Here is a 23,700-nt window from a genome sequence, read left to right on the forward strand (position 1 = left end):
TATCGTCCACCTTCTAGTTCGATTTAATTGTTAAGGAGGAGCGCAATTGACAGCGATCCATGTGGTGCAGTTAGCTAAAAACTTCACCTATTACACCAAAGAGGTCGGAATGCTTCATTCCATTAAAAACCTCTTTTATCGGAAAAGTTTGACGAAGGAAGCGGTGAAAAATATCTCCTTTTCGATCGAAGAGGGGGAAATGGTTGCTTTCCTTGGGCCTAATGGGGCAGGCAAAACGACGACGCTAAAGATGCTCTCTGGCATCTTACATCCAACTAACGGCGAACTTACTGTACTGGGCTTCAAGCCTTATGAGCGAAATAAGGAATTCAAGAAGCAGTTCGCTATTGTAATGGGGCAGAAGAGCCAACTATGGGTTGACTTGCCTGCGGCGGAATCCATTTTGCTAAACAAATATATCTATCAGGTTGACGATCGGCATTACAAACAAACACTGAACGAACTCATCGAACTGTTGGACGTCAAGCACATTATGAATGTTCAGGTAAGGCGTTTATCGCTAGGTGAGCGTATGAAGATGGAGCTCCTTGCAGCGCTTATTCATAAACCGAAACTGCTTTTCTTGGATGAGCCGACGATCGGGCTCGATATTGTTACACAGAAAAAGGTGCGGGAGTTTTTGAAGTATTACAATGAACAGCATAGGACAACGATTATTTTGACAAGTCATTACATGAAGGACATCGAGGATCTGTGCAAGCGGACGATCATTATTAATGATGGCAGGCTCGTCTTCGACGGGGATCTGAAGCGAATCGACGATGTTTTGAACGACACGAAAATCATACAGTTAAAATTTAAGCAACACGTAGCGACTGGACAGCTGCAGTTGTACGGGAAGGTGCGTCAATCGGACGGATTTCATGCCACGCTGGAGATAAGTAAGGAGCGCATTAGCATGGCTTCCAGGGATTTGCTTGAACACTACCCGATTGAAGATATTACGATCGAAGATATTCCTATCGAGGAAGTCGTTGTATCCTTGTATCAGCGGGATGATCGGGTATCCGGATGAGTGCCTTTCCCAAATACGGACGCGTGTTCCAGTTAGGCGTTCAGTCTTCACTCGAATATCGATTTGACTTTCTCTTTTCCTTGATCAGTGCATTCTTTCCGATTCTGATCCAATATTATATTTGGTCAGCGGTCTATGGAAGATCGGAATCGTCGGAATTTTTCGGATATACCTATGGCCAAATGATTTTATACACGATAACGGCAGCCATCGTGACGAAAATTGTGACAACGGATATAGGTCAAAACGTGGCCACCGAGATCAAGGATGGTGGGTTGAATAAATATTTGGTTCAACCGGTCAGTTTTTTCGCTCTGAAGCTATTTACTATGCTGGGGCAAAAGATTTTCTTTTTTTCAGCCATGCTATGTATCTTGCTGTTTACACTCGTTTACTTGACCGGAACTTATGGTATACGGATTCCCTTGGCACATATTCTACTCTTTATGGTGTCAATGGTCATGTCTTTGTTGTTAAACTTTCTTATCTCTTATACGCTCGCGGCTGTTGCATTTATATTGTCTGAAATCTCCTATTTTTTTGAAATGACCGGCTTATTTGTCATCATTTTAAGTGGTGGTGTTTTTCCGATTGAGGTGTTTGGTAAGACCATAAATAAGATTTTAGACTACTTGCCATTCAAGTATACGATCCATTTTCCTGCGAATGTTATTAATGGCAGATTGTCAATGGACGAGGCAGTACAAGGAATCGGGATGCAGTTCTTCTGGATGATCGTGCTGCTTGCCTTTTCACGGATCGTATGGCGCGCCGGAATGAAGAAGTATCTCGGATTGGGGGGCTGACCGGTGAGAGGATGGCTGGGAACGCTTCGCAACTACCTAATGATTTACTTTTTGTTCATTAAGAACTGCTTTATTGCTCAAATGGAATACAGGACGAACTTCATACTCGGGATTGCTGTGGAAATCGCATACTTGTTTGCCAAGCTGCTTTACGTCGTAGTAGTCTATGAGACGGACTTGCATATCGGATCGATCACGCCTGATGGTATCTTGATGTTTGTCGGCACATACACGATTATGACCGGTCTTTATTCCGGGCTCTTTTTCCCTAATTTCGTCAGGGTATCCGAGTATATACGCAGCGGGACGTTGGATCTACTCATGGTTAAGCCAATTTCACTACAGTTTTTGGTTTCGCTTCGATACATCGATCTTGGGATGCCAATTCCGAATTTCATCGCGGGTGGAACGATGGTTGTGATCAGTTGGAATGCATTAAATATCCCGGTAACGGCATGGAGTTTATTCTCATTTTTGTTTTACTTGGGGACAGCGTTGATCATTACTTACTGTCTCATGTTCATCCCAGCCTTGTTATCCTTCTGGCTTGTTAATACGGGAGGGCTGGCGGGAATTTTCTATTCCATTTGGGACGCCAATAATATGCCAATGCCGATCTATTCACGTTTCATCCAACGAATCGGCGTGTATTTATTGCCTTTTCTCGTCATTACGAATTTTGCGCCTATGATGGTGATGAATCAGCTGACACCTGCTTTGGCGGTATGGGGCGCTATCGTACCAATTGTGCTCCTTGTAATCGTTCGCTTCGTTTGGAGTCGGGCAATACGTAATTATAACAGTGCAAGCGGCTAAAGGCTGACAACTTAATTGAGGGAGGGAGGAATGACATGCATATGCTTCGTTGGCCGGCAACCGGCATTGCCTTAGTATGTCCTATTTGCAAGTCAAAGCTAAACACATCGGATCAGATGTTGGTGTGCGGGGAGTGCGCGGTCAGTTACTTCTTCGGTGATGGTGGTGTTCCGTTTATGCTGGCTGATCTGCAAGGGCAGGAAAGCGGGGAAACTGCAGTCCTCAAAAAGGATATCATGAAGATGTTCACTAACTATAATCGGTCCTTGGACGAGAGTGGCTTTTCCCGTTTCTCGACATTTATCAATTGGGGGTTCGCCTCCGAGTTCAATCAGGCCCCAGCAAGTGTCAATCGAAACTCCATCCGGCTTCTGCAGGAGTGCTTGGATGGTTTATATCTCGAGGATAAGAACATTTTGGAGGTAGCCTGTGGCAGGGGGGGAGGCGTGCGAGAGCTCTGTCGAAGTTACGGTGTGAGAAGCGTTGTTGGTTTAGATCTGACCGAAGCCAATATTGCATTTTGCCAATTGACCAACCGTTTCCCAAATGCCTATTTTTGTGTTGGGGATGCCGAGAGGCTTCCTATCGGTTCGTCATGCTGTGATTTTGTCCTCAACATGGAAGCGTCTGATCTATATCCATCGATTAAGTCTTTTTATGACGAGGTCTTCCGGGTGCTGAAACCGGGCGGGACTTTCGTTTATGCGGACGATTTGCCAACCTGGAAGTTTGACGATGGTGAACGATATTTGCTTGAACTGGGCTTCGAGCTGCTTATATCACGCGATATCACGGGGGAAGTTTTGCTTTCAAGTGATCAAGTTCTAAAGAATCGCATAGCCGCTTTTGGTACTGAAGATCAGATGGATACTGCGATTTGGAAAACAATGGGTGTGCCAGGCACTTCCTTGTACGATGAAATGAAAAGCGGGGAACGCCAGTACAAGATCATGCATTTCCGAAAGCGGGCTCATCACAATGTATGAGAACCACGTGACGATCGTCGATTATTCCGTCTATCTCCCGAAGTCCCGTATCCATGTCACGAAAGCGATTCAGCAGGTGAAGGCCGACGGCGTAGAATTTCGAATGAGCGATTCGGAATACTTGAACAAAGGCTTTGAGCTGGTGCCCATAGAAGAGGAACTTGAATTGGAACAGATGATTGCTACCGTGTGTAGGCCAATTCTGCGCCGGGCTCTGCAGATGAATGTACAGATCGCGGCGGTCATGTTTGCTAGTGTAACGAATAATGAAAACGGTGAACGGAATCTTTTTGATCGCCTAGCAGATGAATTCGCCCTTGAGGCAGTCCCATTTATCCCTTTGGAGGAATATTCTTGTTCCACGATGCACTTATCGTTGTGCCTGGCGTCGAACTACTTCATGGCCCCGCGTCAGCAAGGTGAAGGAATCTTGTTCATCACTGCCGACAGAGCCATGAATTCTTATGAACGGAGCGATCCGTTCATGGTGTTCGGTGACGGCGCGAGTGCTGCTTTATATATGAAGGGGCAGCGTCAAGGACAGCAGACACTTGCTTCGGTTATGAGAGTCGACGGCCTCGTATACGATCTGGCTCCAGATCGTATTCAATTATATTACTCAACGTTTTATTTAGGGGTCAGACAGGCAGTAAGAGCAGCATTAAGCGAGTCCGGTATTCACATTGCTCAGATCGCCGTGATCTTTTGCACCAATTTGGGGCTACACGTATGGAGTATGCTGGCTCAAGTGCTGAGGGTGTCCCTGGAACGCTTCTACAATCTAACCCTCTCCAAGGACGGACATATTCATAACACCGATATCCTAAATAATATCGATCACGCTATCCGTTCAGGTTTCTTGAAAGAAGGGGACTTGTATATGACGATTTCCGTTGGCTTTGGAGGCTATTACGGTTGTGCGATTCATCGGTATTCCAAGAAGGTGAACGAGCTATGTATTTGACATTTCATCATGCTGAGGCCGCTGTGGGATTAGAAATGCCATGGGGACGGATAACCGATCTAATTGAAAAGAATAGGAATTGGACCGAAGGAATTGACTTGCTCTGTTACTGTCATCAGACGGACTTTGAAGCTGGTGTTAATGGCTGTGCTAAACTGAGACAAGAATTAGGGCTAAATGAGGTTATGCCCATTTCCGTCGGGCAGTCTGGTAGCCTTTCTCTATCTAATGCATTAACAATATTAGACTGGATGTTCAATAGCGGTACAAAAAATCATGCTCTTTGCGTCATTGCCGACTCATTCATTCCAGATCATATCGACAAACAAGGGAGTTGCTTGAGTATGACCGCACTGATCGGTGTGTCGACTATGGCCGGTGATTATCGAGTTGAAAGCTGCCGTAAGCTTCCAGGCACCAACGTTAAAGCAGGAGCAAAAAGCGCAGTTGAACCGATCCTAAAGCTTGGACTGCACCAATCAGAGTTTACAAGCGATCTGGAGATGGAAGTCGTCACGTTCGATGCTGGAGTCTTCGGTGCAAGCCAACTGAAGTTACGACGAACATAATTTCCTCGTACCCACCATCTTACCAAGGCCATTTAGGAGAAGGATTGGTTTTTTCCATGCGCTCCATCGTGACCTCGGGATATTGCTTCTTGTCGAGGGGCAAGAACATTGTGTCATTGAAGTCGCTATTTTAGCGGCTTTTTTATTTTATCGGTAAAAGTTCGTGTCCCGAGCCAAGGACAAGAACTTTTACCGATTGCCGATTAGATGTGTATCGCTATTTTAGGAGGATAGGACGACTTTTATTGTGGGATGAAGTTACAGGGAGTTGAAAGTGCTTTTCACCGATCAAGGGGTTCGGTGAATTTTAAAGTCAGATTTTGAATATTGAGAGTTAGTAAAAAAGGACCTCAGAAACTGAAAAATTTCGAGGTCCTTTACTGCGGATTTGGATTGAAAACGACGTTGACGGCAAGCATCATCTAAGAGGACTCCCAGCGGGTGACCTTTTTTTGTAAAACCTTTACAAAAATGCGTAACAGGCAGGATTGGGAGAAAGCGAATGCTATGAGTCTATGGAAAAAAGGCAATTCAATGAGTAGACATCAACAACCACGTCCATGGGAAGAATAGAGGGAGATGAGCGTATTGTATCTAAAAGCATTTGATCTAGATTTACCTTATATAATTAATGATGAAAATGTTGAATCAATGAAGTGGGGCTTTTATAAAGTTTTATTTATCATGAAATAAATTAGAGATGTATAATTTATCAAATAATCTTGAAAATCGCAATGCTCGTTATGAGTGAATGCGTCGCTAGACATTTAGTCAAAATACGAATTTTGTGAAGATGTTCAAGAGAAACCGCGTAGCGACACGGTTTCATCGGTCCATATTATTCACAGCATTACGCATCTCTTCATCTGTTAAGTGAGTATATATCATTGTTGTTTGAATGGAAGAATGCCCTAATTGATTCTTTAGTCTTGGGACATCGTTATTTTCAAGATGATATCGCGTTGCAAATGAATGCCTGAGCGAATGTACTGTTAGAGAAGGTTTCCCAAAGGCAGTTGCATATTTTTCAATCAGCTTTTCAATTGATCGTTGTGTCAGACGACGGCTTTTTCCTTTACGACCTACAGGAGCTGCAATGAATAAATAGTTTTCTTGTTTATCTGGTAAATATCTTGTTTCTCTGATCTGCAGATAACTTTCTAAATCCATTAAAGCCTGTTTGCTAAAGTAAACGTATTGTTCTTTATCACCTTTACGTACCACTCGAACTAAAGCTTTATTCATATCTAAGTCATCCATATTAATTCCTGCAACCTCAGACAATCTAAGCCCTGAACCTAATATCAGCGAAACGATTGCTGTATCACGCTCACGATTAAACTGATGAAACGTAAAAATACGCTTGTTTTCTTTATGTTTTTCACCAAAATCATAAGCTACAAATTGCCTGAATAATTCGAAATCATCATTTCTTAGAATTTTTCCTTCAATACGGTTTGCAATGGTTTCTTGGCTTTCTTTGATAGCATTCAAATCCATCTTGGCCATTACATTTCGTTGAATATAAGGCTTCAAGTCGCTTGTTTCAGCCTTATTCTGAAGGTAATCAAACAACGATTTTAGAGAGGACAATTTGCGATTTATCGTAAGTTTCTTGTTTCCAAGTTGATAATCCAGGAATGACAAGAAGTTTTCCACTTCACGTATTGTTAATAACTCCAATGTTTCTAAGGTTATTTCTTTCCGATTTGATGAAGTTAGATTCTCTGCAATAAGCCAATCGAAAAAAATAATGTAATCATGACAGTAATTAAGAAGTGTTGTTGGAGATAACTTGCGTTTTTTGCTATCGATAAATTCTGTAACGTACCAAGGTAAATCAGATAGTTTATCATCAATTCGTTGCATATAGTGCATTTTCATTTGTTTATCCATTATATGTACGTACCTCCGTATTTTCAATATATCTCATTCTCATTTATTCGTCAAATTATTATTTTACGTAATTTTAATATTCATCTTACATTATGGCATGGTAATTCGGAATATCCCTATGAATAGGAGAATTTTGTTTTTTTCAGCACACGTTCAACCCAAAGTCTTTTGGCTTCTGCTTTATCTTGAGCTAGCTTGGTTCCACAGTTAAGAAAACCCGCCTAAGCATGGGTTAAAAAGTTCTAAGGCTTAACATCTGTTTTATCATTCTCTGCGATACTGAGTATTAATCTAACTTTACCCATCTATAGAATATAGATAGCATTTCACCTAGATTTCCTGGGCCCTCTGCAGAAAATAAACTGCTCTCGATATTGCAGTGAATCCAGTCATCATCGCTTCTCTCTATTATAAGCGCATTAAATTTTTTGTTTCTAGTTCTGTTTCTTTTAAATTAATTTTAATATGCCATCCTGGGTTATCAAGCGTTGTTATTTTTATTCGTTCTTGATGCTCCCAATCTTCATCGCAGTGTAAATAATACCATTCTTGTAACCAAGTTAATATATCCAATCATTACACTCCTTATGGCTTACGTAAATTTTTCGTCACAGGCAAAAAGATTGAATTTTTGGATCATCATAATTACAAATTGCTAAAACTTTTATTTTATCAGTACTTCCATCCTCTAGTGAAACCTCACCATATTCACCTATTTCTGAATAACATATCAGTTTAGCCCCTCAGTTTCATTAAGCATTTACTCACCTTGTTCTTTCTAAACTTTGATTTGTTGATTTTCACAGATTGATCTGTTCTAATAAAATTCCCTTGAGTATCCCACTCTTCTAAATGATAATTCTGCAATGAATGGATTTATTTCAGTTTAAGTTCCTTTCCCTAATAATTTTCTATATCGTCCATTGCATCTATAACTTAACATTTCTATACTGTGTTTGCCTAAGTTGCTTCCAGTACTTTTCCTCGCGCTCTTCCTGAGAAAGCTTTTCACCATGTTATCCTGTCGTTCAAACAAATTTAATTATCGACCAAGCCCCTGTTCTGCCATAAAAAAACAACTCACCAGGAGTTGTTTTTAATATTCATACTTCTTTGTAAGAACCCACGTACCTAATCTGTTTAAAATCTTTGGATAATCCATGGATAAATGTATTTCTAATGATCTTTAATATTCATTAGATACTCAACTAAGGTCGCAAAACCAATGATTGAGGAGAAAATCCTTCTTGATGCGCCTTCTTCATGACTTCGCTTTCCGGCCGACGTGTCCGGTTTGAAATTCTTATTTTGCCTGTTATAGATGCGGAGGACATTAGCTCTTGCTTGGTTTGCACATTATCCGTTTCGTTGCACAGGCCTCCGCCAAGATTTTTAAAGCACACGGATAAAGATTGAAGGCAAAAAAATTCAACTCAGGAGTTATATATATCTCTATTCAGGTTCACAATGTCTTGGTGCGAATATCCTCCAGTAGCTGCCGATAGCTTCTCTATCACTTTATCGCGTTGGAATGGAGCTTTTTCTTTATTTGCTTTTTTTAATGCTTCGGTTAGTTCCTCTTTGGTAAGTTCTGTGCAGTACGCAGGGGTTCCTGGCTGTTGTCGCCACGAATCACTTAAAGATCCGCTATCTACTGGGTCGAAGCCGAGCTCATTTACTACGTTCATGGTTATTTGTTTATGCGACTGGTTATCACCAGCAATCGCTATGGCAAGTCGTCCACTGGTACCTTCGGGAGCTCCTTTATATTCTAACGTATAGGCTAATAAATTGTTGAAAGCTTTAGTGATAGGTCTCCCTAACTGATTTGATACCCAAACACTTTCAACCAACCCATTCTCAATTTCTTCAATTTTATTGTCTCTATACGGATAATAATTTGAAGTGTCAACAACGACTACTTCCTCCCCAACTTTATCTACAATGCTGCGAATGCTTGGCAGTGCGTTGAAAGGGATCGATATGACTAGAACAGCAATGTTTGTTATTACTTCATCTACACTCACTGGTGTACCTGCAAGTTCTTTTCCTTCTAGCCGTTCAATCCCGCGAGCATCTGCAATTTTGACATCATGTCCATTCTCAATTAATTTTTTTGCGATATTCGACGCGATGGGTCCTGCACCTATAATTCCAAATCTCATTTTCATTTCTCCCTATTCTAAAAGTTATTTTACGTCGCTGATCGGGTAGTAAGAAATTATTATTATTTTTTATTTTAGACTTCCGTATTGGTAGGGAACTCCCATATTCTCTGTGGAACAAACTGCGGTCCTGCAAAATTGGGACAACCAGTTCCACAAAATCAGCAACTCCATCATAGGCTATATCCGGAACAACCGAGAAGCCGTCACATGCCTCTGCCAAAAACCATTCTTCCAAGAAGTCAGCAACTTGTAAGGGGGTCCCTGCAACTACCGGATGATAGTTAATGACTCCATAGGCAAGTACGTCTCGTATCGATAGCCCTTGTTTAAGCAGCTCTAAAGCTTTGTGTGAACGTGGATCTCGGGGGTTGGCATATGCATTTTTCAACAGGTAGGGTGCTAAAGGTTGATCAATATCTACGCTGTTCACCGATAGTGGTAAACCAACCATTGATCCAAGGTAACGTACCCTGCTAGGAATCTCATCAGGATTAAAACTCATAAGCCGTCTTCGCCGTTCCAAACCTTCTTCTTCAGTTGAACCTAGGGGAAACATAAAGCCTGCATACATCCTGATGTCATCGGGATTTCGGCCGAAACGAGCAGCACTTTGCCGAAGAGCTTGTCTCTGTTCACGGGCAGACTCTATATCATAAGGGTTTGCATAGACACCAGACGCGTACCTCCCCGCCAATTCCAAACCTTCTTCCCCTCCGCCTGCTTGGAAAATAACAGGCTGACCTTGCTCAGAAGGGGGGATTGGCAAAGGACCCCGAGATGCATAATACTGCCCTTCAGGATTTATAGGCTGAATTTTGTCCATGTCGGCAAATTCCCCACCTTTTACATCTAACGTCCAAGCGTCTGTTTCCCAACTCCCCCACAATGCCTGAACAATTTGGATGGATTCGTGAGCCATGTCATATCGTTCTTTGCGACTGGCGATCTGTGCACCAAAATTAGCTGCAGCTAATGGCTCTGATGTGGTGACTGTATTCCATCCTACACGTCCATGACTAATAACATCCAGAGCTTTGAACTGACGTGCAATGATATATGGGTAATTGAATGACGTGGATAGGGTAGCTACAAGCCCAATATGTTTTGTTTCTCTGGCTACAGCCATTAGCGCTAACATAGGGAACATGGGGGTTTGAGGACCTAAGTTAACCGTCAAAGCTGGAGTATCGGCGATGAAAATCATTTGAAACTTACCTTTTTCAGCTAATTTTGCCCGCTCCACATAACTATCCGCTCCATTTGCTTCAAAAGCCGCCTTAATAGTAAGCGCTCTTCGGGTAAAATTGATTTCAGTAATTTTTCTTGCTGCTGCTTCCACTTGACTTCAATCGGTTTCTCTAACTCTTTTCCCTTGTCTGTTAAAAAAATTCGCATAACCCTTGCATCATGTTCACCACGCTTGCGGTATATAAATCCGTTTTGCTCCAGTGACTTAACCATATTGGTAACCGTAGGCGGCTCACATTTCAGATGTTCGCTTATTTGCATTTGTGTAATCCCATCCCCAAACCATAGTCGGTACAGCAAATTCTCTTGGCCAACATAAAGGTTAAGTTCCCTTAAAGATTCACTGTAATCCCGACGCATTTGGGAAGAAGTCCGGTCTAACGACTGACGAATATCACAATCAACTGTATCATTCATAGTTTACCCTCAACTTGTAAAGTATATTTAGCGAACTAACTATAACATGGTGAAATTGAGGTATCCACCGGTGAACGGAGCTTTAATAGGACGGCCTTCATAATACTTCAGTCTGATATTATCATAGACGGCTCTAATTGCTCTTTATCGAGTAGCTGATACTGGTTTTCAAATAATACCATGGATTAGAGGTAACCGCGGCTTAAGAGCAGGCTTATCTCCCGACGGAATACCGATACATAGCCCCACCCACGGAATCACATATTTAGGTAAATTCGTTTGATTAGCTGCCTTAAAGATGGCCTCCCGTTGTTCCGCCGTCAGGGTTTATTCGCATAAGAACGAACAGAGGTATGATTTTGAAGTAATTCAAGCATATTATTCAAAGGATGGGTCTCCGTTTTTACTTAATACCAGCTGCTAACTCATCAACCACTTCTTGTACAGTTTGGATCTTTTTGATTGGTGTAATTCCAGTACCAACAGTGATAATACCACCTTCGCCGTTACCTTCAAGCATACCGATACGGATTACACTTGAACTACCCCCAACCTTAGCAATTTCTTCACGAGATGCGCCCTGGTTATCCATAGCCACCAATTTTTCAGCAAACGGTGTAGGCAACGAACGATAGTAAGCTGGTAAAGTACGGTACAACAACAAATCTGCTGCAGATGAATCCACTATCATTTGCTTTACTGATTGTGCTGCGGGGTTTTCAACAGTAGGAATAAAACGGCTTCCTAAAAAGACACCTTCTGCCCCCAATTCAAAGGCGCTGGCAACACCGCGAGCATCACCGATTCCACCAGCAGCGATAACTGGAATATCAAGCACATCAACGATCATAGGAGTTATTGTAAACGTACCAATGATACTTGTTGGCAATGTTCCACCCTCATCAAATCCAGTAACAACATAAACGTCAACACCCATAGCTTGAGCAGCCTTTGCATCTTCGATCGTTGGAGTCAAAGGACGATAAACAATCTTAATGCCCGCTTCCTTTAATGGGGTAATGATCTTTTCAGTCAATGTTCCTTCAACACCATTAAGAAGAATAACTTGAACACCTTCTTCAATGACAACTTCTAAAATTGGCCAAGTGAACTTCATATCTGCATCAGTAATCAAAGTTGTACCAAATGGTTTATCCGTCAGTTCCTTTGTTTTACGAATCTCGCGGCGCATACGTTCTGCGGTTTCCTCTGGAGAGGTTGTAATTGTCGCTTGACCGGCATTCGGACCAAGAATCCCTAAACCACCCGCATTACTCACGGCAGCAACAAATTCAGCATTCGTAATCCAACTCATAGGTCCTTGTAAAATGGGCTTTTCAATACCAAGAATTTCTGTTACACGATTTTTCATAATTATTATCCTCTCTTTAGCACCATTATTGGCATAATACTGTAAAGCTTAATTGGTCTGCTCTCCGGGTTATGTTACAATAATCATTAGCTTGCTAATAATTTTTGTACTAGTTAGCAGCCTTGGCACTATCATAAGTCCATACGTTTCATTTGCAAAGAAGGCAATTTAAATGAACGTAGTACATATTTTTGTACTTTTAGACTGGGAGCGATATCATGAGGGTATGTAATGAAGGATTTGAAAAAGAGTTTATTGATGAAAAAAGAAATATGTACGCAATAGCCTTTACGCAAAATGTACTTTCGGGGCGATGGAAATATTTCATTATCTGATATCTGGAAGGGGAAAGACGCCGGTTTACCGAGATAAAAAATTTCCTGAGAGGCTTGTCGCAAGGCTCGCTCACCAAGCAACTCAAGGAGCTGGAGGACGACGGAATTATTCAGCGCGATGTGTATCCAGACGTTCCGCCACGGGTCGAATATTCGCTGACAGAGAAAGGAAACAAACTGCTGCCTGTCCTAAAGAAGATGGAGGAATTCGGTAAAGAATATGGGGAGAAGCCTGAATTAGATGAAGGATAAAGGCTACCCCCTAATCAGCCAGCACATAAAATCTCGCCATCTGGACCAAATGTATGTTCAGGATTGCTCCTTCAGCCAGCCATTCTAGTCCACCTCAAAAGGAATGGCCTTGCCACTACTTCTAATTGCATAACATATCGGGTAACAGTAAGTTAAGTCAACCTTTGGGGCTAGGCCCAAAATATCGAACCTGGTCAAATCGGCAATAGTACCATGTTCTTGTCCATTGTGGGCAAAGGGACCAAGTTCTTGTCCTTTGCTTAGGACAAGAACTTGTACCGTTAAAAGACAAGAACTTGTACCTATTGGCGTTTTTTGTTCGCCCTCTTACTTTATTTTAGCATAATAAAAAAAACCTTTGAAAGCGACAGACATGGTCTAGTGTGTCCTGCATTCTTTCTTTGTCCCCAACTCTTCTAATGAAGTTATTTAAAACCCCTAACAATTAATGTTAGGGGCTAACTTCAAGTGAAACCAGTATATCGCGCCCGTTGTGGCCAAAGAATACGTTCATTTTACTTTTAAAAAGTGTATAACTCAATTTATTACCAAGGTAAAAGCAAAGCTTATCAAGAACATCTGAAAAAATCCTATTTCAAAATTATTCTTTGCATATTGATAAGTCTAACAAGGCAATTAATTAAAATCTTGCATTAAGTCATCAATCACTGCTTTTACAGTTCTAATCTCTTTAATTGGAGTAATACCTGTGCCGACAGTAATATAGCCATCCACTTTGTTACCCTCTAGCATTCCGATACGCAGACCACTTGCTCCGCCCATTGCTTTTGCTCTTACTGATCACCCCTTGTTCCACCAATTGCGAGCCGTGCTTGTTCTGCGGACAACTGTTCCGCAATTTCTTCCTGCGGTGCATCTGGTTGAATTTTGACATGAACGAGAAAACGCATGTTTCACTCCTCCTAATATGTTAATATACTGTATAATCCAAATCTGATTTATTATAGTTTCACACGATCAATACCAATACTTTCACTACAAGCATCGAGTAGGGTATTTTTATTGAAATAAATGTGGGTACAGGGAAGGAACTCCTCCGGCAAGACCCTGCTGTACCTCCCGACTTGTAGCATCAGTCAACAATCTCGTAGAGGTCGGCTTCAATCCCATCGATTGCGGTTCTAGAGATGTCCTTTGGAGATGATTTAGGCGCATGGATGCCAGCTGTCATGTCCGTGTCCATAAACGCTACATGCAATCCGGCACCCCTAACGTTTCTTAGCAACTAATTCTAAGCGTAATGCTTTTGTTACTCCCCATTGAGCAGATTTTACAGCTGAATATCCCCCTCCTTCGTCTATATTGATCCAAGATAATACGGATAGGATATTCAGAATCGAACCCTCTCCATTCTTCTCAATCACTGGTGCGAACGTGCGAATCATTGAAAGTGTACCAGAAACATGAGTGTCGAATTACAAATGAATATCATCCAGCTCACCTGTGAGCAGAGAAGCACCCGTTGCTGAACCAGCGTTGTTAATTAGAAGGGTAACATCCCCTGAGATCTCTGCTGCAGCTACCACAGATTTCGGAGCAGTAATATGAGTTGTAGTGGAATAGCACCAGGCAGATCGACTGATTCTGGGTTCCTCGCACCAGCGTATACTTTAGCTCCTCTTGCTAAAGTTCAAGAGCTAGATGTTTGCCTAAACCTCGCTTTGAACCGCTGACAATAGCAACTTGTTTTGAAATATCCATTTTGATACACCGAATCATTAAATTAAATACATTTTTATCTCCCATCCAAATAAAATTGGTTCAGCTTCGTTTTACAAGTACCTGCCGTTCTCCTTTGCCATTTCGAATGACAAGCTGCTCTGACTATTCGGTTTGCCTGGAGTGACTGCAGGACTCACGGGTGTTCTGTATTGACAAGGTCAGTTGTTGGTCTTCTTCTTTACCTGAACAGGTACGTTGAAATCATCGACGTTAATATGTCCAAACCCGCCTTTGGAGTGGTCAACCACTTTAATGTAAAGCTCCTCGCCGATATAATCCGACGCATCCCAAATCTTTCGTTGATATTCTTCATAATTGGTCGCTGTCTCTTTAAATAACTCTTTGCCGTCCGACGCCCGAACCAGCGCAACATACAGACGATCTATATCCCGGCCGCCGCTGATAAGGAAGTTGATCTTACCGTTCCCACCAAGGACGAAATTTTGAGATCTTAGCGCTCCGGTTAAGCTGTCGCCGCCGGCTTGCTCGTTGAAGCCCCACAAATGGTAGCCGCCCGGAATTTTATGCGACGGGTTGAAGTAAATGTTGTCCCAGAAGAACTGGGTATTGGTCACATGGACATTCTGGAAGGCGTCTCCTTCCGTCATCCATCCTGTTAAGTCGCCCGTAGCAAAATCATGGTTAGGCAACTCTGTAATATCCTTATACACAGAATTATCCCACTTATCGGGTACATAGACCGGAGCAGCCGGTTTACCCGTTAAGGCATTCATATCCCATACTTGCATGGATTTGATATTGATATCGCCATCGGCCCAGATCTGTAAGCCTAAGGAGTCGTATCTGCCTACATAGACACGAGTTGTCAGCTTCTTCTTGTAATTTGCAAAGGATTCAATGACCGAGCGATCGAGAAAGATATGGAGTTTCAAGTTCTCTCCTTCAAGATCTACATATCCTCCTTGAATGCCGTCCACACGCACATCCGGATCAATGCTGCTCTTGGTTCGATCCACATTAAACGTCCCGTTCTTCTTGTCGTAGTAAATGAGCGTCTCTTCTTGGCCTTTTTCCGAGCGGCGTACCTTGAGACCGAATTTCTGGGCCTCACGCGGATCAATCTCCATCACAATCTCTAGCATGTCGCCTTTGACATTTTGGATCAATTGATTGGCGCTCTCCAAATTTTTGTCCGAAAAATCAACCCATTTTTTCCCTCGAAGGCTCTGCAGTTCTTTAATCGGTTCGATATGCAATTTATCATGCTTATCGAGGCTTAGGGAAACCGGCAAAGATAAATTATGAGCCCATCCAGATTGATATTCGGCTTGCGGTGTTCTTACATTTTGCACCATGGAAAATACGACCGTTCTTCCGTCGGGTGTGACCAGACCGCTCTCTGCGGTTAAATAGCCGTCACCTACATCCATTTTGGAGGGTGCCTCCGAATCAGGAATAAATTTAAAGTTATCCCGGTCCCAGGTCCCGATCCAGTAAAAGACCTCAACATCTCTTTGCACATCGTTCGCTGGAGGAACATGCTCCGGCTTTTCATGGGGATTAATCATGAAAATATATTTTTTCTTGCCCGTACTATCTGTGCCTAACGGCAATAACACTGGTAGCTCCCATACCGTACCCAACTCCGGATAACGGCTTCTGTCACTAACGTATAACGGCCCCTTATATTCCCAATTGTACATATCATCGGATACATACACCAAAGCTGTGCCGCTGCTGAAGTCTGGAAGACCAGATGTCACTAACTGATACCACTTGTCCACCTCTTTGTCGTACCATACAAACGGATCGCGGAACTCGTTGTGGATGCCTTTTCCGTTCTGCTCCGTTACCGGTTTAGGATATTTCACCCATTTTTCCAAATAGGGATCGGACAAATCCGCCGGAGATGCCAACCCTGTTCTTTGGTTCGGCGACAAGGAGTCGTTGCCAGCGGTATAGAACAGAACAGGATTGCCGTTTCGATCATACGCTGCACTGCCTGACCACGTGCCGTCCGGATCTAGGGTGCCCGCTTCGGGCGCAAGAGCAGGTCTTACATTTTCCCAGTTCACCATATCGTCACTCACCCAATGCCCCCAGTGGATTTGATGCCAGAATGGACCTTGCGGGTTATGTTGATAAAATAAATGGTATTTGCCGTTATAGTAAATCGGTGCATGTGCTTCATTCATCCAGTTTTGCGGAGGCATCGCGTGGTACTGGGGACGGTGCTGATCTCCGTCAAACACACTTGGATCCTCATCAATGTCCGCATTCGGAATTTTCGGAATTGAACCTCCATGAAGCGCCTTCACGCTCTCATATCCAGCAAGTATCTCCTGGTTCGTAAGGGCTTTATTATGCTGCTTCACTTCATCTAAAAGCCCGCTGAACATATTGAAGGAGAACACCCCTGCTAACTCTACAGGTTTATTATTTTTCCCGATGATCAGACTTTCGGTAGATGGTGTGATCGGAACGTTGACGGGGGTTGCTTGGGAAGCCACTTCCTCACCGTTTAGATATAACTTAATTTTTCCATCTTCTTTACTGAAAGTAGCGGCCACATAATTCCACTTGTATTTTTCCAACGGGTGATCCTTTACCCATACCTGAATCCACTGGCCGCCAATTCCTACCTGCATCGACCATGTACCGTGCCGATACATTCCAAGAGAAAAGCCCTCCGCTTTATCCTGATCGGATTGGTTTACGATCGCAGACAGCTTGTTTCCGTCTCCCCATTCATAGCTCCGCGGTGCAACCCAAGCTTCGATGGTTAACGCGTCGCTTACAGGCACAGTATCCTTTGCATTGACCTCAATATAATTCGAGTATCCATCAAACAACAAGGCACCGCCTTTTATTCCACGCGGAGTCCATCTTGGATCCTTCGATGCCATATACCTGGCGTTGTTAAATACATAGTTCACATCATGCTTAAGATTGCGTACATTCTCCAACACTTTCTTTCCTGCACCTTCATCAAGGTTTAAGTAGAAAATGGTACCCACACCACTTGCTTGGAACCCATCAACGGCAATGCTGGCTTCATTGGAATGATCGATGACCTTTACATAAAGCTTCTTGTTGTAGTGTTCCTGTACTTTCCATGAGATTTTCTCGTTCGTGCTGACATCCCCGGTTTTCATAAGCAACGTGTTGCTGTTCGCATCGTAAAGTGCGACATATGCGTTTTCCGGTTTGAGGATATCCAAAATAGTGAAGTTAATTGTTCCGGTTCCCTGAAGCGTGAAAGTATTAGAGGTGATGGAGCCCTTACCTTGCACGGAGGATTTGGCATAGAAGTTCCCTTCTTTGCTCGCATGAGCTTCATCGGTCACTTCAAAAGCATCTCCCTCAACCGTCCAGCCATCGAGATTTCCAGTTTCAAAGCTTGGATTGTCGATTTCATAGCGTTTGAAATCTGGCTTGATATCCGTCGCAACCATTCCTTCAGCTGGCTCCGATTCATGGTACACGGAGAATGCGTCCGCAAAAATGATTCCCCAATCCGAGGTTGCATTATCGACGACCTCCACATACAGTTTCTTGCCCAATTGTGTGGAAAGATCCGCCTTGTATTGCACCATATTGGCAAGCCGCATGCCCTGCGCAGGATCCGGGAAGCCAACGTCGGCGAATGCGCTATTTCCGTATCGGGCAATAACTTGTCCCGTATCGACTTCCACAATATTTATAAATACCTTGTCTGGGTTCTTCGCACCGCCAAGCTTGAAGCTGATCCAGCCGCTTCCGCCCAGCTCGAAAGTGCTGGAACGAAGTACACCTGTCGCAGATTCGTCATACTTCCAGCCGTTTAAATGATAAGCGCCTTCCTGGTTATACGGTATTTTTTCCGCCCACCAAGTCGTTTCGTCTGTCACGCTATTCGGACCGAACGCATTGCCTTTGACAACGGTCCATCCCGTCAAATCTCCTGTTTCAAATCCAGGATTCCGGATTTGATAGACCGAATCCGTAACTGACAATCCCACGTCATTCTTAGGAATATTCTTGATTTGATAAACCGCATTCGTAACCGACGAGCCTACGTCATTTTTAGGAATGAGCGTGTTCCCAGCAACAGTTCTAGATTCAGCTACTGCGGAGATTCCTGGAACAACAAGCTGGAGCACCATAGCCCATATAAGCATTCCCGATATCCAATATTTTCTTATTTTTACCTTTTTCATTCTAGATCCTCCTTCGAAATTTCTTGCACTTTCAAACATCGATACTTCATTTCGAAATGCTCTCCTAGTACAAAGATGAAAGTCAAGAAGAAAGGAGAAAATATATGAAACGTTTCCAATTAGAGAAAAGCGAAGTTACTTGATCATTTGCTGCATGACCCCATTCGTATGGAGCGCCTAAGCAATCGTCTTACCAAATGGACTGCATATCCCATATATCCAAGGATTTAACAAACGGTTCTCCATCTCCCCAAATCTCGAGTCCCAAAGCATCCATACGGCTCGGATATACCCGGGTTGTCAGGCTTTTCAATCCGTTTGCATAGGCTTCGACCATGGAGCGGTCCAAATAAATATGAAGCTTCAGATTCTCCCCAAGTAGCTCCAGCTTACCGCCCTGAATCCCTCTGCACTTTTCTCCCGGATGCAGTGTCGTTTTCGACCGGTCGACCATGAGCATCGCTTGATTCCAATCATAATACAGCAGAGTTTCTTCCTCCCCGTCCGGCGTACAACGGACCTTGATTCCAAATTGTTTGGCGCTGCCGGGCTCCAATTCCAATTGAATCTCAAGCATGTCACCATGAACATCCCTGAGCTGTACATTAGTTTCAGCCAATGACTGGTCCCGAAGCGATAGCCGCTTGGCGCCACGTAGCGATTGAAGCTCCTGAATCGGCTCTATTCCCAGACGTCCGTCATCCCTCAAATACACGCTTAACGGCAAGCCGCCGTTATGAGCCCAGCCCGACTTATATTCCATCTCGGACGTCCGGTCGCCTTGGGCTATCGTAAAGACGATATTTCTGCCGGTCTTCGGATCAACCATTCCGCTCGGTCCGGTAAAATGGAAATCCCCGAGGTCAATCAATTGAGGCTCTTCTTGATCAGGGATGAACGAAAGATTTTGCTTGTCAAGTTGCCCGATCCAATAGAACACCTCGACATCCGCTCCCTTCCCCACAGGGCTGACAAGCAGGAGATGTTTGTTCACCCCCTGCTTGTCACTGCCAAGGGGAAGAAGCACAGGGAGCTCCCAGATGGGTCCAAGGTAAGGAAACTTCTGAATATCTGCTTTAAATAACGGCCCTTTATACGTCCAATTCAGCATATCCTGTGACGCAAATGCCAGTGCTGCTCCACCTTCGATACCGGACCCGACCAGAGCATACCAGCCGTTATCGTCCTTCCATACGAATGGATCTCGGAAATCCCCAAATGCGCCCATTCCCTTCTTCTGCACGATCAACGGCTCTGGATGTTTGACCCACTGAACCAGATCCGGGTTTCCGTCAAGGGTATAAGTGCTTCGGGCAAGCGCTACGCTCTGATTCGGAGAAGCGCTGTCATTACCTGCCGTAAAGAACAAGACAGGAAGTCCGTCAGCATCATAGGTTGCGCTTCCCGACCAGATCCCGTCCGGTGCGAGCTGATCCTTTTCGGGCGCCAGGGCCACGGGTAGATCACGCCAATGCACCAAATCCTGACTTACCCAATGTCCCCAATGGATCTGATGAAAGAACGGCCCCTGCGGGTTATGCTGATAGAACAAATGATATTGCCCGTCAAAATAGATCGGTGCATGGGGTTCGTTCATCCAATGGGCCGGCGGGCTAACATGATATTGCGGTCTGTGCCGATCAAGTAGCAGTGGCGTTCGGTCCAGCTTGATCTCGTCATAGTTTAATTGAGGCCGGTTACCTTCATGAAAGGTATCCAGCACATGCCGATAAGAAGCGGCCACTTCTTCCGCGCTCAGCGCCCGATTATAAATCTTGAGTTCATCAATGATACCGCTAAACATGTGCAGGCTGAACACTTCCGCCAGCAGGCTGCTATGGTTATTCTTGCCGATAAGAAGATCCGTGTCCGTCGCCTCAGCCAGGCGGGAACCACGAGGCACGGCAGCTGAAGCGATTTCACTGCCGTTCAAATACAGCTTGATTTCCCCTTGGTTCCCATCGAACACAGCATTCACGTATGACCATTCATTCTTGGACAGTTCATGGCCGTCTGGCGACCAAAGTTCCTTCCAGTCCCCTCCTTCCAGCCCGACTTGGAAGGACCAGGAACCGTGACGGAACATGCCAAGCAGATAACCTTGCTTGCGATCCAGGTTGTAGCGGTTCACGATGGCGGACAATTTGCCATCATCCCCCCATTCATAGGAGCGTGGGGCTACCCATACTCCAATGCTTAGCACTGATCGATACTCTGGCTCGGTGTTCTGATTTCCCTCATCGAACGAATGCGCAATGTAAGTCGAATAACCATCGAACAGAAGCCCATTTCCAATTACCCCCTGTCTCCACCTAGGAGGGCAAGGTTTAGTGAACTCCGCTTGGTTAAATACGTACTGGATATTATCCTGGACTTGGGATACGCTCTCCAGAGCGCTTGTACCGGTTTCTTCATTGAATGCCCAATACATGATCAATCCCCGATTATCGGTTGCATGGCTCATACCTCAACCCTCCTTGATGTCTGCTCCGTTGGACCATTGGGAATATGAATGGAGTTAAGAGCATGCATATGAAACGAGTTCAGTACAACTTCCCCTGATTTCGTACTTATCTCAATACGATCCATCGGAGCATCAGGGAATATTTGATCCGTCAGTGCAACTAAACCCTCATTCGCGTACACTTCAACCGCGTTGCGATCCAGCCAGATATGCAGCTTGATCTTTCCATTCTCCGGAACCATTCTAGCACCGTGCTTGCACGCAAACGACGGGTGGAAGTCAGTCAGGCCCGATTTCGAACGGTCGATGAATAGCCATTGGCGCACAGGGTCATATCCGATAATAGTCTCACTTTGCCCAGAGGACTTCATTTTGATATGAACCTCATCCCCGGAACGAATGTCGATATCCGCTTCAATCTCAAGCAGAACATCATTCATTTTTTGTGTAAACGGCGCCTCTGGCGTAACCTTAACCTCATTCCAGCAGAGCGTTCCTTTCCGCAGCTGCTCTATTTCCCGAACAGGCATTTGGGTCAGAACTACGCCCTCGTCTCGGCTGGTCAATGACAAGACGCGAGGCAGAGTCATTGTGCCTCTCCAGGCCCCGGTAGGCGTTTGGTTAGCATATTTCCAGTTGCTCATCCATCCGATGATCACACGCCGTCCGTCCTGCTCAGCTATATCCGACCAGGTGACCCCCGCATAATTGTCCCGGCCATAATCCAGCCATAGGATATGATCGGCCGGATTGTCATTGATGAACGTATTTCCGTCGAACTCTCCGATAAAGTATTGCGTGCGTGAGCCTTCCGGACAGTTGGGATTATCTCCGATGCTTATGATAAGTACCCATTTGGAATGTCCGCTGCCATCAACCAGCAATTCAAAGAGATCAGGGCATTCCCAAACTCCGTCATGCGAGCCATCAATCTTTCCGAATTCGCCTGACAACGACCATTCACGCAAATTGTCCGAACGATAAAACCGAACGTGGTCTCCCGCGACAAGAGCCATAATCCAGGATTCACTTGGCGAATGCCAGAACACCTTGGGGTCCCGGAAGTCGACCAGATCATGCTCGTCGAGTATTGGGTTCCCCTCATATTTGTGCCAAGTTCGGCCTTTATCACTGCTGTAAGCCAGGCTTTGCCGCTGGCGAGGTTGTCCGGTCTCCGGACAGATGTCTGCATGAGTGAAGAGTGCGATCAATCCATGGGAACCATCGAACAGTCCGCTGCTATTATTCCAGTCAACCACACAGCAACCGGAGAAAATAGCGCCATGCTCATCCGGGAACAGAGCGATAGGCATATGCTCCCAATGAACCAGGTCTTGGCTTACGGCATGACCCCAGTGCATCGGTCCCCATTCATTGCTATAAGGATGGTGCTGATAAAACAGATGATAGACTCCCTCGTAATAGACTAATCCGTTCGGATCATTCAACCAATGGGAGTGAGGTGAAAAATGAAAACCCGGCCTAAATCTATCATCATCGTGCTGTTTATTTGTCTCGATTATCTGGGTAATTTCATCTGTCGTCGGCATAGATTGAAGAGCCCCTTTCCGTGTGGTTACTAATGCACCGCCGGCATTAGCAAAAGTTAGCATACCGATGATTTGCTGTTTGGTCAGCTGATTCAAAGAAACACCGGCTTTCAGTATCTTATATAACAAGCAGCCCAGAAAAGCGTCGCCGGCTCCTGTCGTATCAATGGCCTCTACTTGAAAACCCGGCACATATCCGTCATGACCCGCTAATCGGTAATAGCAGCCTTTTTCCGCTAAAGTTACGAAGATCCCGGCGATGCCGAATTGCTGTTGCAGCTCTAGCGAGCCTTTTTCCACATCAGTTTTACCCGTTATAAAGTGGAGCTCATCTTCCGATATTTTCAGGATGTCGGCATACTTCATGCCCCAAAGGATATTCTGTTTCGCTTCCTCTTTGCTCTCCCATAAAGCAAACCGGATATTTGGATCGAATGAAAGCAGGACTCCTGCCTCTTTAGCCTTCACAACTGCCGCTCTTGTTGCCGTACGGGCCGGCTCATGGGTCATCGACAAAGAACCAAAGTGCAGTGCATGGCAGTTTTCAATCCTATCGAACGGGACATCCTGCGTGCGCAAGTATGTATCCGCTCCTGGTTTCCGGTAGAAGCTGAACGATCGGTCTCCGTTGTCATCCAGATGGACAAATGCCAGCGTTGTATTGGCTTCATCTGTAAACGAAAGCCAAGACACGTCGATGCCGACGTTCATCAATGTATCGTGCAGCAAGGAACCGAATTGATCATCCCCAACTTTGCTAATCAATGTCGCTCTAGTTCCTAAACGGGATAGAGCAGCTGCTACGTTAGCCGGAGCCCCTCCAGGATTACATTCAAACTGCTCGTTGCCTCTCGCGGTACGACCTGATGGCGTAAAGTCTATCAATACTTCCCCAATGGTTATTACATCAAGCACAGT

At 44.4% G+C, this 23,700-nt stretch carries 16 protein-coding genes and 2 pseudogenes; 7 read left to right on the forward strand and 11 right to left on the reverse strand.

The features are described from left to right. Positions 1–46: 46 nt before the first annotated feature. Genes ACUYLD_RS09630 through ACUYLD_RS09655 form a run of 6 tightly spaced genes read left to right on the forward strand, consistent with a single transcriptional unit; the run spans position 47 to position 5,177 of the window. Positions 47–1,036, forward strand: a complete 990-nt coding sequence (locus ACUYLD_RS09630; protein WP_061828353.1) for an ABC transporter ATP-binding protein — start codon at positions 47–49, stop codon at positions 1,034–1,036. Next, positions 1,033–1,842 carry an ABC transporter permease gene (locus tag ACUYLD_RS09635; RefSeq protein ID WP_446674879.1) on the forward strand — a complete coding sequence of 270 codons (810 nt, stop codon included), beginning with the start codon at positions 1,033–1,035 and terminating at the stop codon, positions 1,840–1,842. The genes ACUYLD_RS09630 and ACUYLD_RS09635 overlap by 4 nt, the downstream gene beginning before the upstream one ends. A 3-nt stretch (positions 1,843–1,845) precedes the next feature. Beyond that, positions 1,846–2,658: an ABC transporter permease gene (locus tag ACUYLD_RS09640; protein ID WP_231109362.1), complete on the forward strand. Its 813-nt coding sequence runs from the start codon at positions 1,846–1,848 to the stop codon at positions 2,656–2,658. A gap of 35 nt (positions 2,659–2,693) precedes the next feature. Continuing rightward, entirely contained in the window at positions 2,694–3,644 is a 951-nt protein-coding gene (locus ACUYLD_RS09645) for a methyltransferase domain-containing protein (protein WP_250261296.1), read from the forward strand. Next, positions 3,637–4,608 (forward strand): 3-oxoacyl-[acyl-carrier-protein] synthase III C-terminal domain-containing protein, encoded by a 972-nt coding sequence (locus tag ACUYLD_RS09650; RefSeq protein WP_250268401.1) that lies wholly within the window; start codon positions 3,637–3,639, stop codon positions 4,606–4,608. Before ACUYLD_RS09645 ends, ACUYLD_RS09650 begins: the two co-directional genes overlap by 8 nt. Beyond that, positions 4,560–5,177, forward strand: coding sequence for a hypothetical protein (locus ACUYLD_RS09655; protein WP_235309790.1), 618 nt, complete (start codon positions 4,560–4,562; stop codon positions 5,175–5,177). The genes ACUYLD_RS09650 and ACUYLD_RS09655 overlap by 49 nt, the downstream gene beginning before the upstream one ends. 825 nt (positions 5,178–6,002) lie before the next feature. On the opposite strand, the gene xerS is transcribed toward ACUYLD_RS09655, so the two are convergent. The 6 genes and pseudogenes from xerS to ACUYLD_RS09685 form a co-directional block, all read right to left on the reverse strand. After that, complete coding sequence (gene xerS, locus ACUYLD_RS09660) at positions 6,003–7,073, reverse strand: tyrosine recombinase XerS (RefSeq protein ID WP_069291975.1); 1,071 nt, start codon at positions 7,071–7,073, stop codon at positions 6,003–6,005. Between the two features lie 286 nt (positions 7,074–7,359). Continuing rightward, positions 7,360–7,646 (reverse strand): annotated as a pseudogene (locus ACUYLD_RS09665) (immunity 53 family protein). Positions 7,647–8,506: 860 nt separating this feature from the next. After that, complete coding sequence (locus ACUYLD_RS09670; RefSeq protein WP_069291974.1) at positions 8,507–9,238, reverse strand: NADPH-dependent F420 reductase; 732 nt, start codon at positions 9,236–9,238, stop codon at positions 8,507–8,509. Then, on the reverse strand, positions 9,177–10,484 hold the full coding sequence (locus tag ACUYLD_RS09675) for an NtaA/DmoA family FMN-dependent monooxygenase (protein ID WP_446674880.1): 1,308 nt from the start codon (positions 10,482–10,484) through the stop codon (positions 9,177–9,179). The genes ACUYLD_RS09670 and ACUYLD_RS09675 overlap by 62 nt, the downstream gene beginning before the upstream one ends. Next, complete coding sequence (locus tag ACUYLD_RS09680) at positions 10,466–10,906, reverse strand: MarR family winged helix-turn-helix transcriptional regulator (RefSeq protein WP_446674881.1); 441 nt, start codon at positions 10,904–10,906, stop codon at positions 10,466–10,468. The genes ACUYLD_RS09675 and ACUYLD_RS09680 overlap by 19 nt, the downstream gene beginning before the upstream one ends. Before the next feature lie 403 nt (positions 10,907–11,309). Then, positions 11,310–12,278 (reverse strand): NAD(P)H-dependent flavin oxidoreductase, encoded by a 969-nt coding sequence (locus ACUYLD_RS09685; RefSeq protein WP_061828389.1) that lies wholly within the window; start codon positions 12,276–12,278, stop codon positions 11,310–11,312. A gap of 218 nt (positions 12,279–12,496) precedes the next feature. Between ACUYLD_RS09685 and ACUYLD_RS09690 the strand changes: the two are divergent. Beyond that, positions 12,497–12,865, forward strand: a pseudogene (locus tag ACUYLD_RS09690) (winged helix-turn-helix transcriptional regulator). A 636-nt stretch (positions 12,866–13,501) separates the two neighbouring features. Here ACUYLD_RS09690 and ACUYLD_RS09695 read toward each other — a convergent pair. From ACUYLD_RS09695 to ACUYLD_RS09715, 5 genes are all read right to left on the reverse strand, one after another. Continuing rightward, positions 13,502–13,648: a hypothetical protein gene (locus ACUYLD_RS09695; RefSeq protein WP_231109365.1), complete on the reverse strand. Its 147-nt coding sequence runs from the start codon at positions 13,646–13,648 to the stop codon at positions 13,502–13,504. 446 nt (positions 13,649–14,094) lie between these two features. Further along, positions 14,095–14,271, reverse strand: a complete 177-nt coding sequence (locus ACUYLD_RS09700; protein ID WP_446674882.1) for an SDR family NAD(P)-dependent oxidoreductase — start codon at positions 14,269–14,271, stop codon at positions 14,095–14,097. A 495-nt stretch (positions 14,272–14,766) separates the two neighbouring features. Next, the gene (locus ACUYLD_RS09705; protein WP_446674883.1) at positions 14,767–18,768 is read right to left on the reverse strand and encodes a GH32 C-terminal domain-containing protein; all 4,002 of its coding nucleotides are present in this window, start codon (positions 18,766–18,768) and stop codon (positions 14,767–14,769) included. A 190-nt stretch (positions 18,769–18,958) separates the two neighbouring features. Then, positions 18,959–21,232 carry a GH32 C-terminal domain-containing protein gene (locus tag ACUYLD_RS09710; protein WP_446674884.1) on the reverse strand — a complete coding sequence of 758 codons (2,274 nt, stop codon included), beginning with the start codon at positions 21,230–21,232 and terminating at the stop codon, positions 18,959–18,961. After that, positions 21,229–23,697, reverse strand: a complete 2,469-nt coding sequence (locus ACUYLD_RS09715; protein WP_446674885.1) for a PfkB family carbohydrate kinase — start codon at positions 23,695–23,697, stop codon at positions 21,229–21,231. Before ACUYLD_RS09715 ends, ACUYLD_RS09710 begins: the two co-directional genes overlap by 4 nt. Positions 23,698–23,700 lie beyond the last annotated feature (3 nt).

The sequence above is a fragment of the Paenibacillus sp. SER-28 genome (assembly GCF_052906305.1).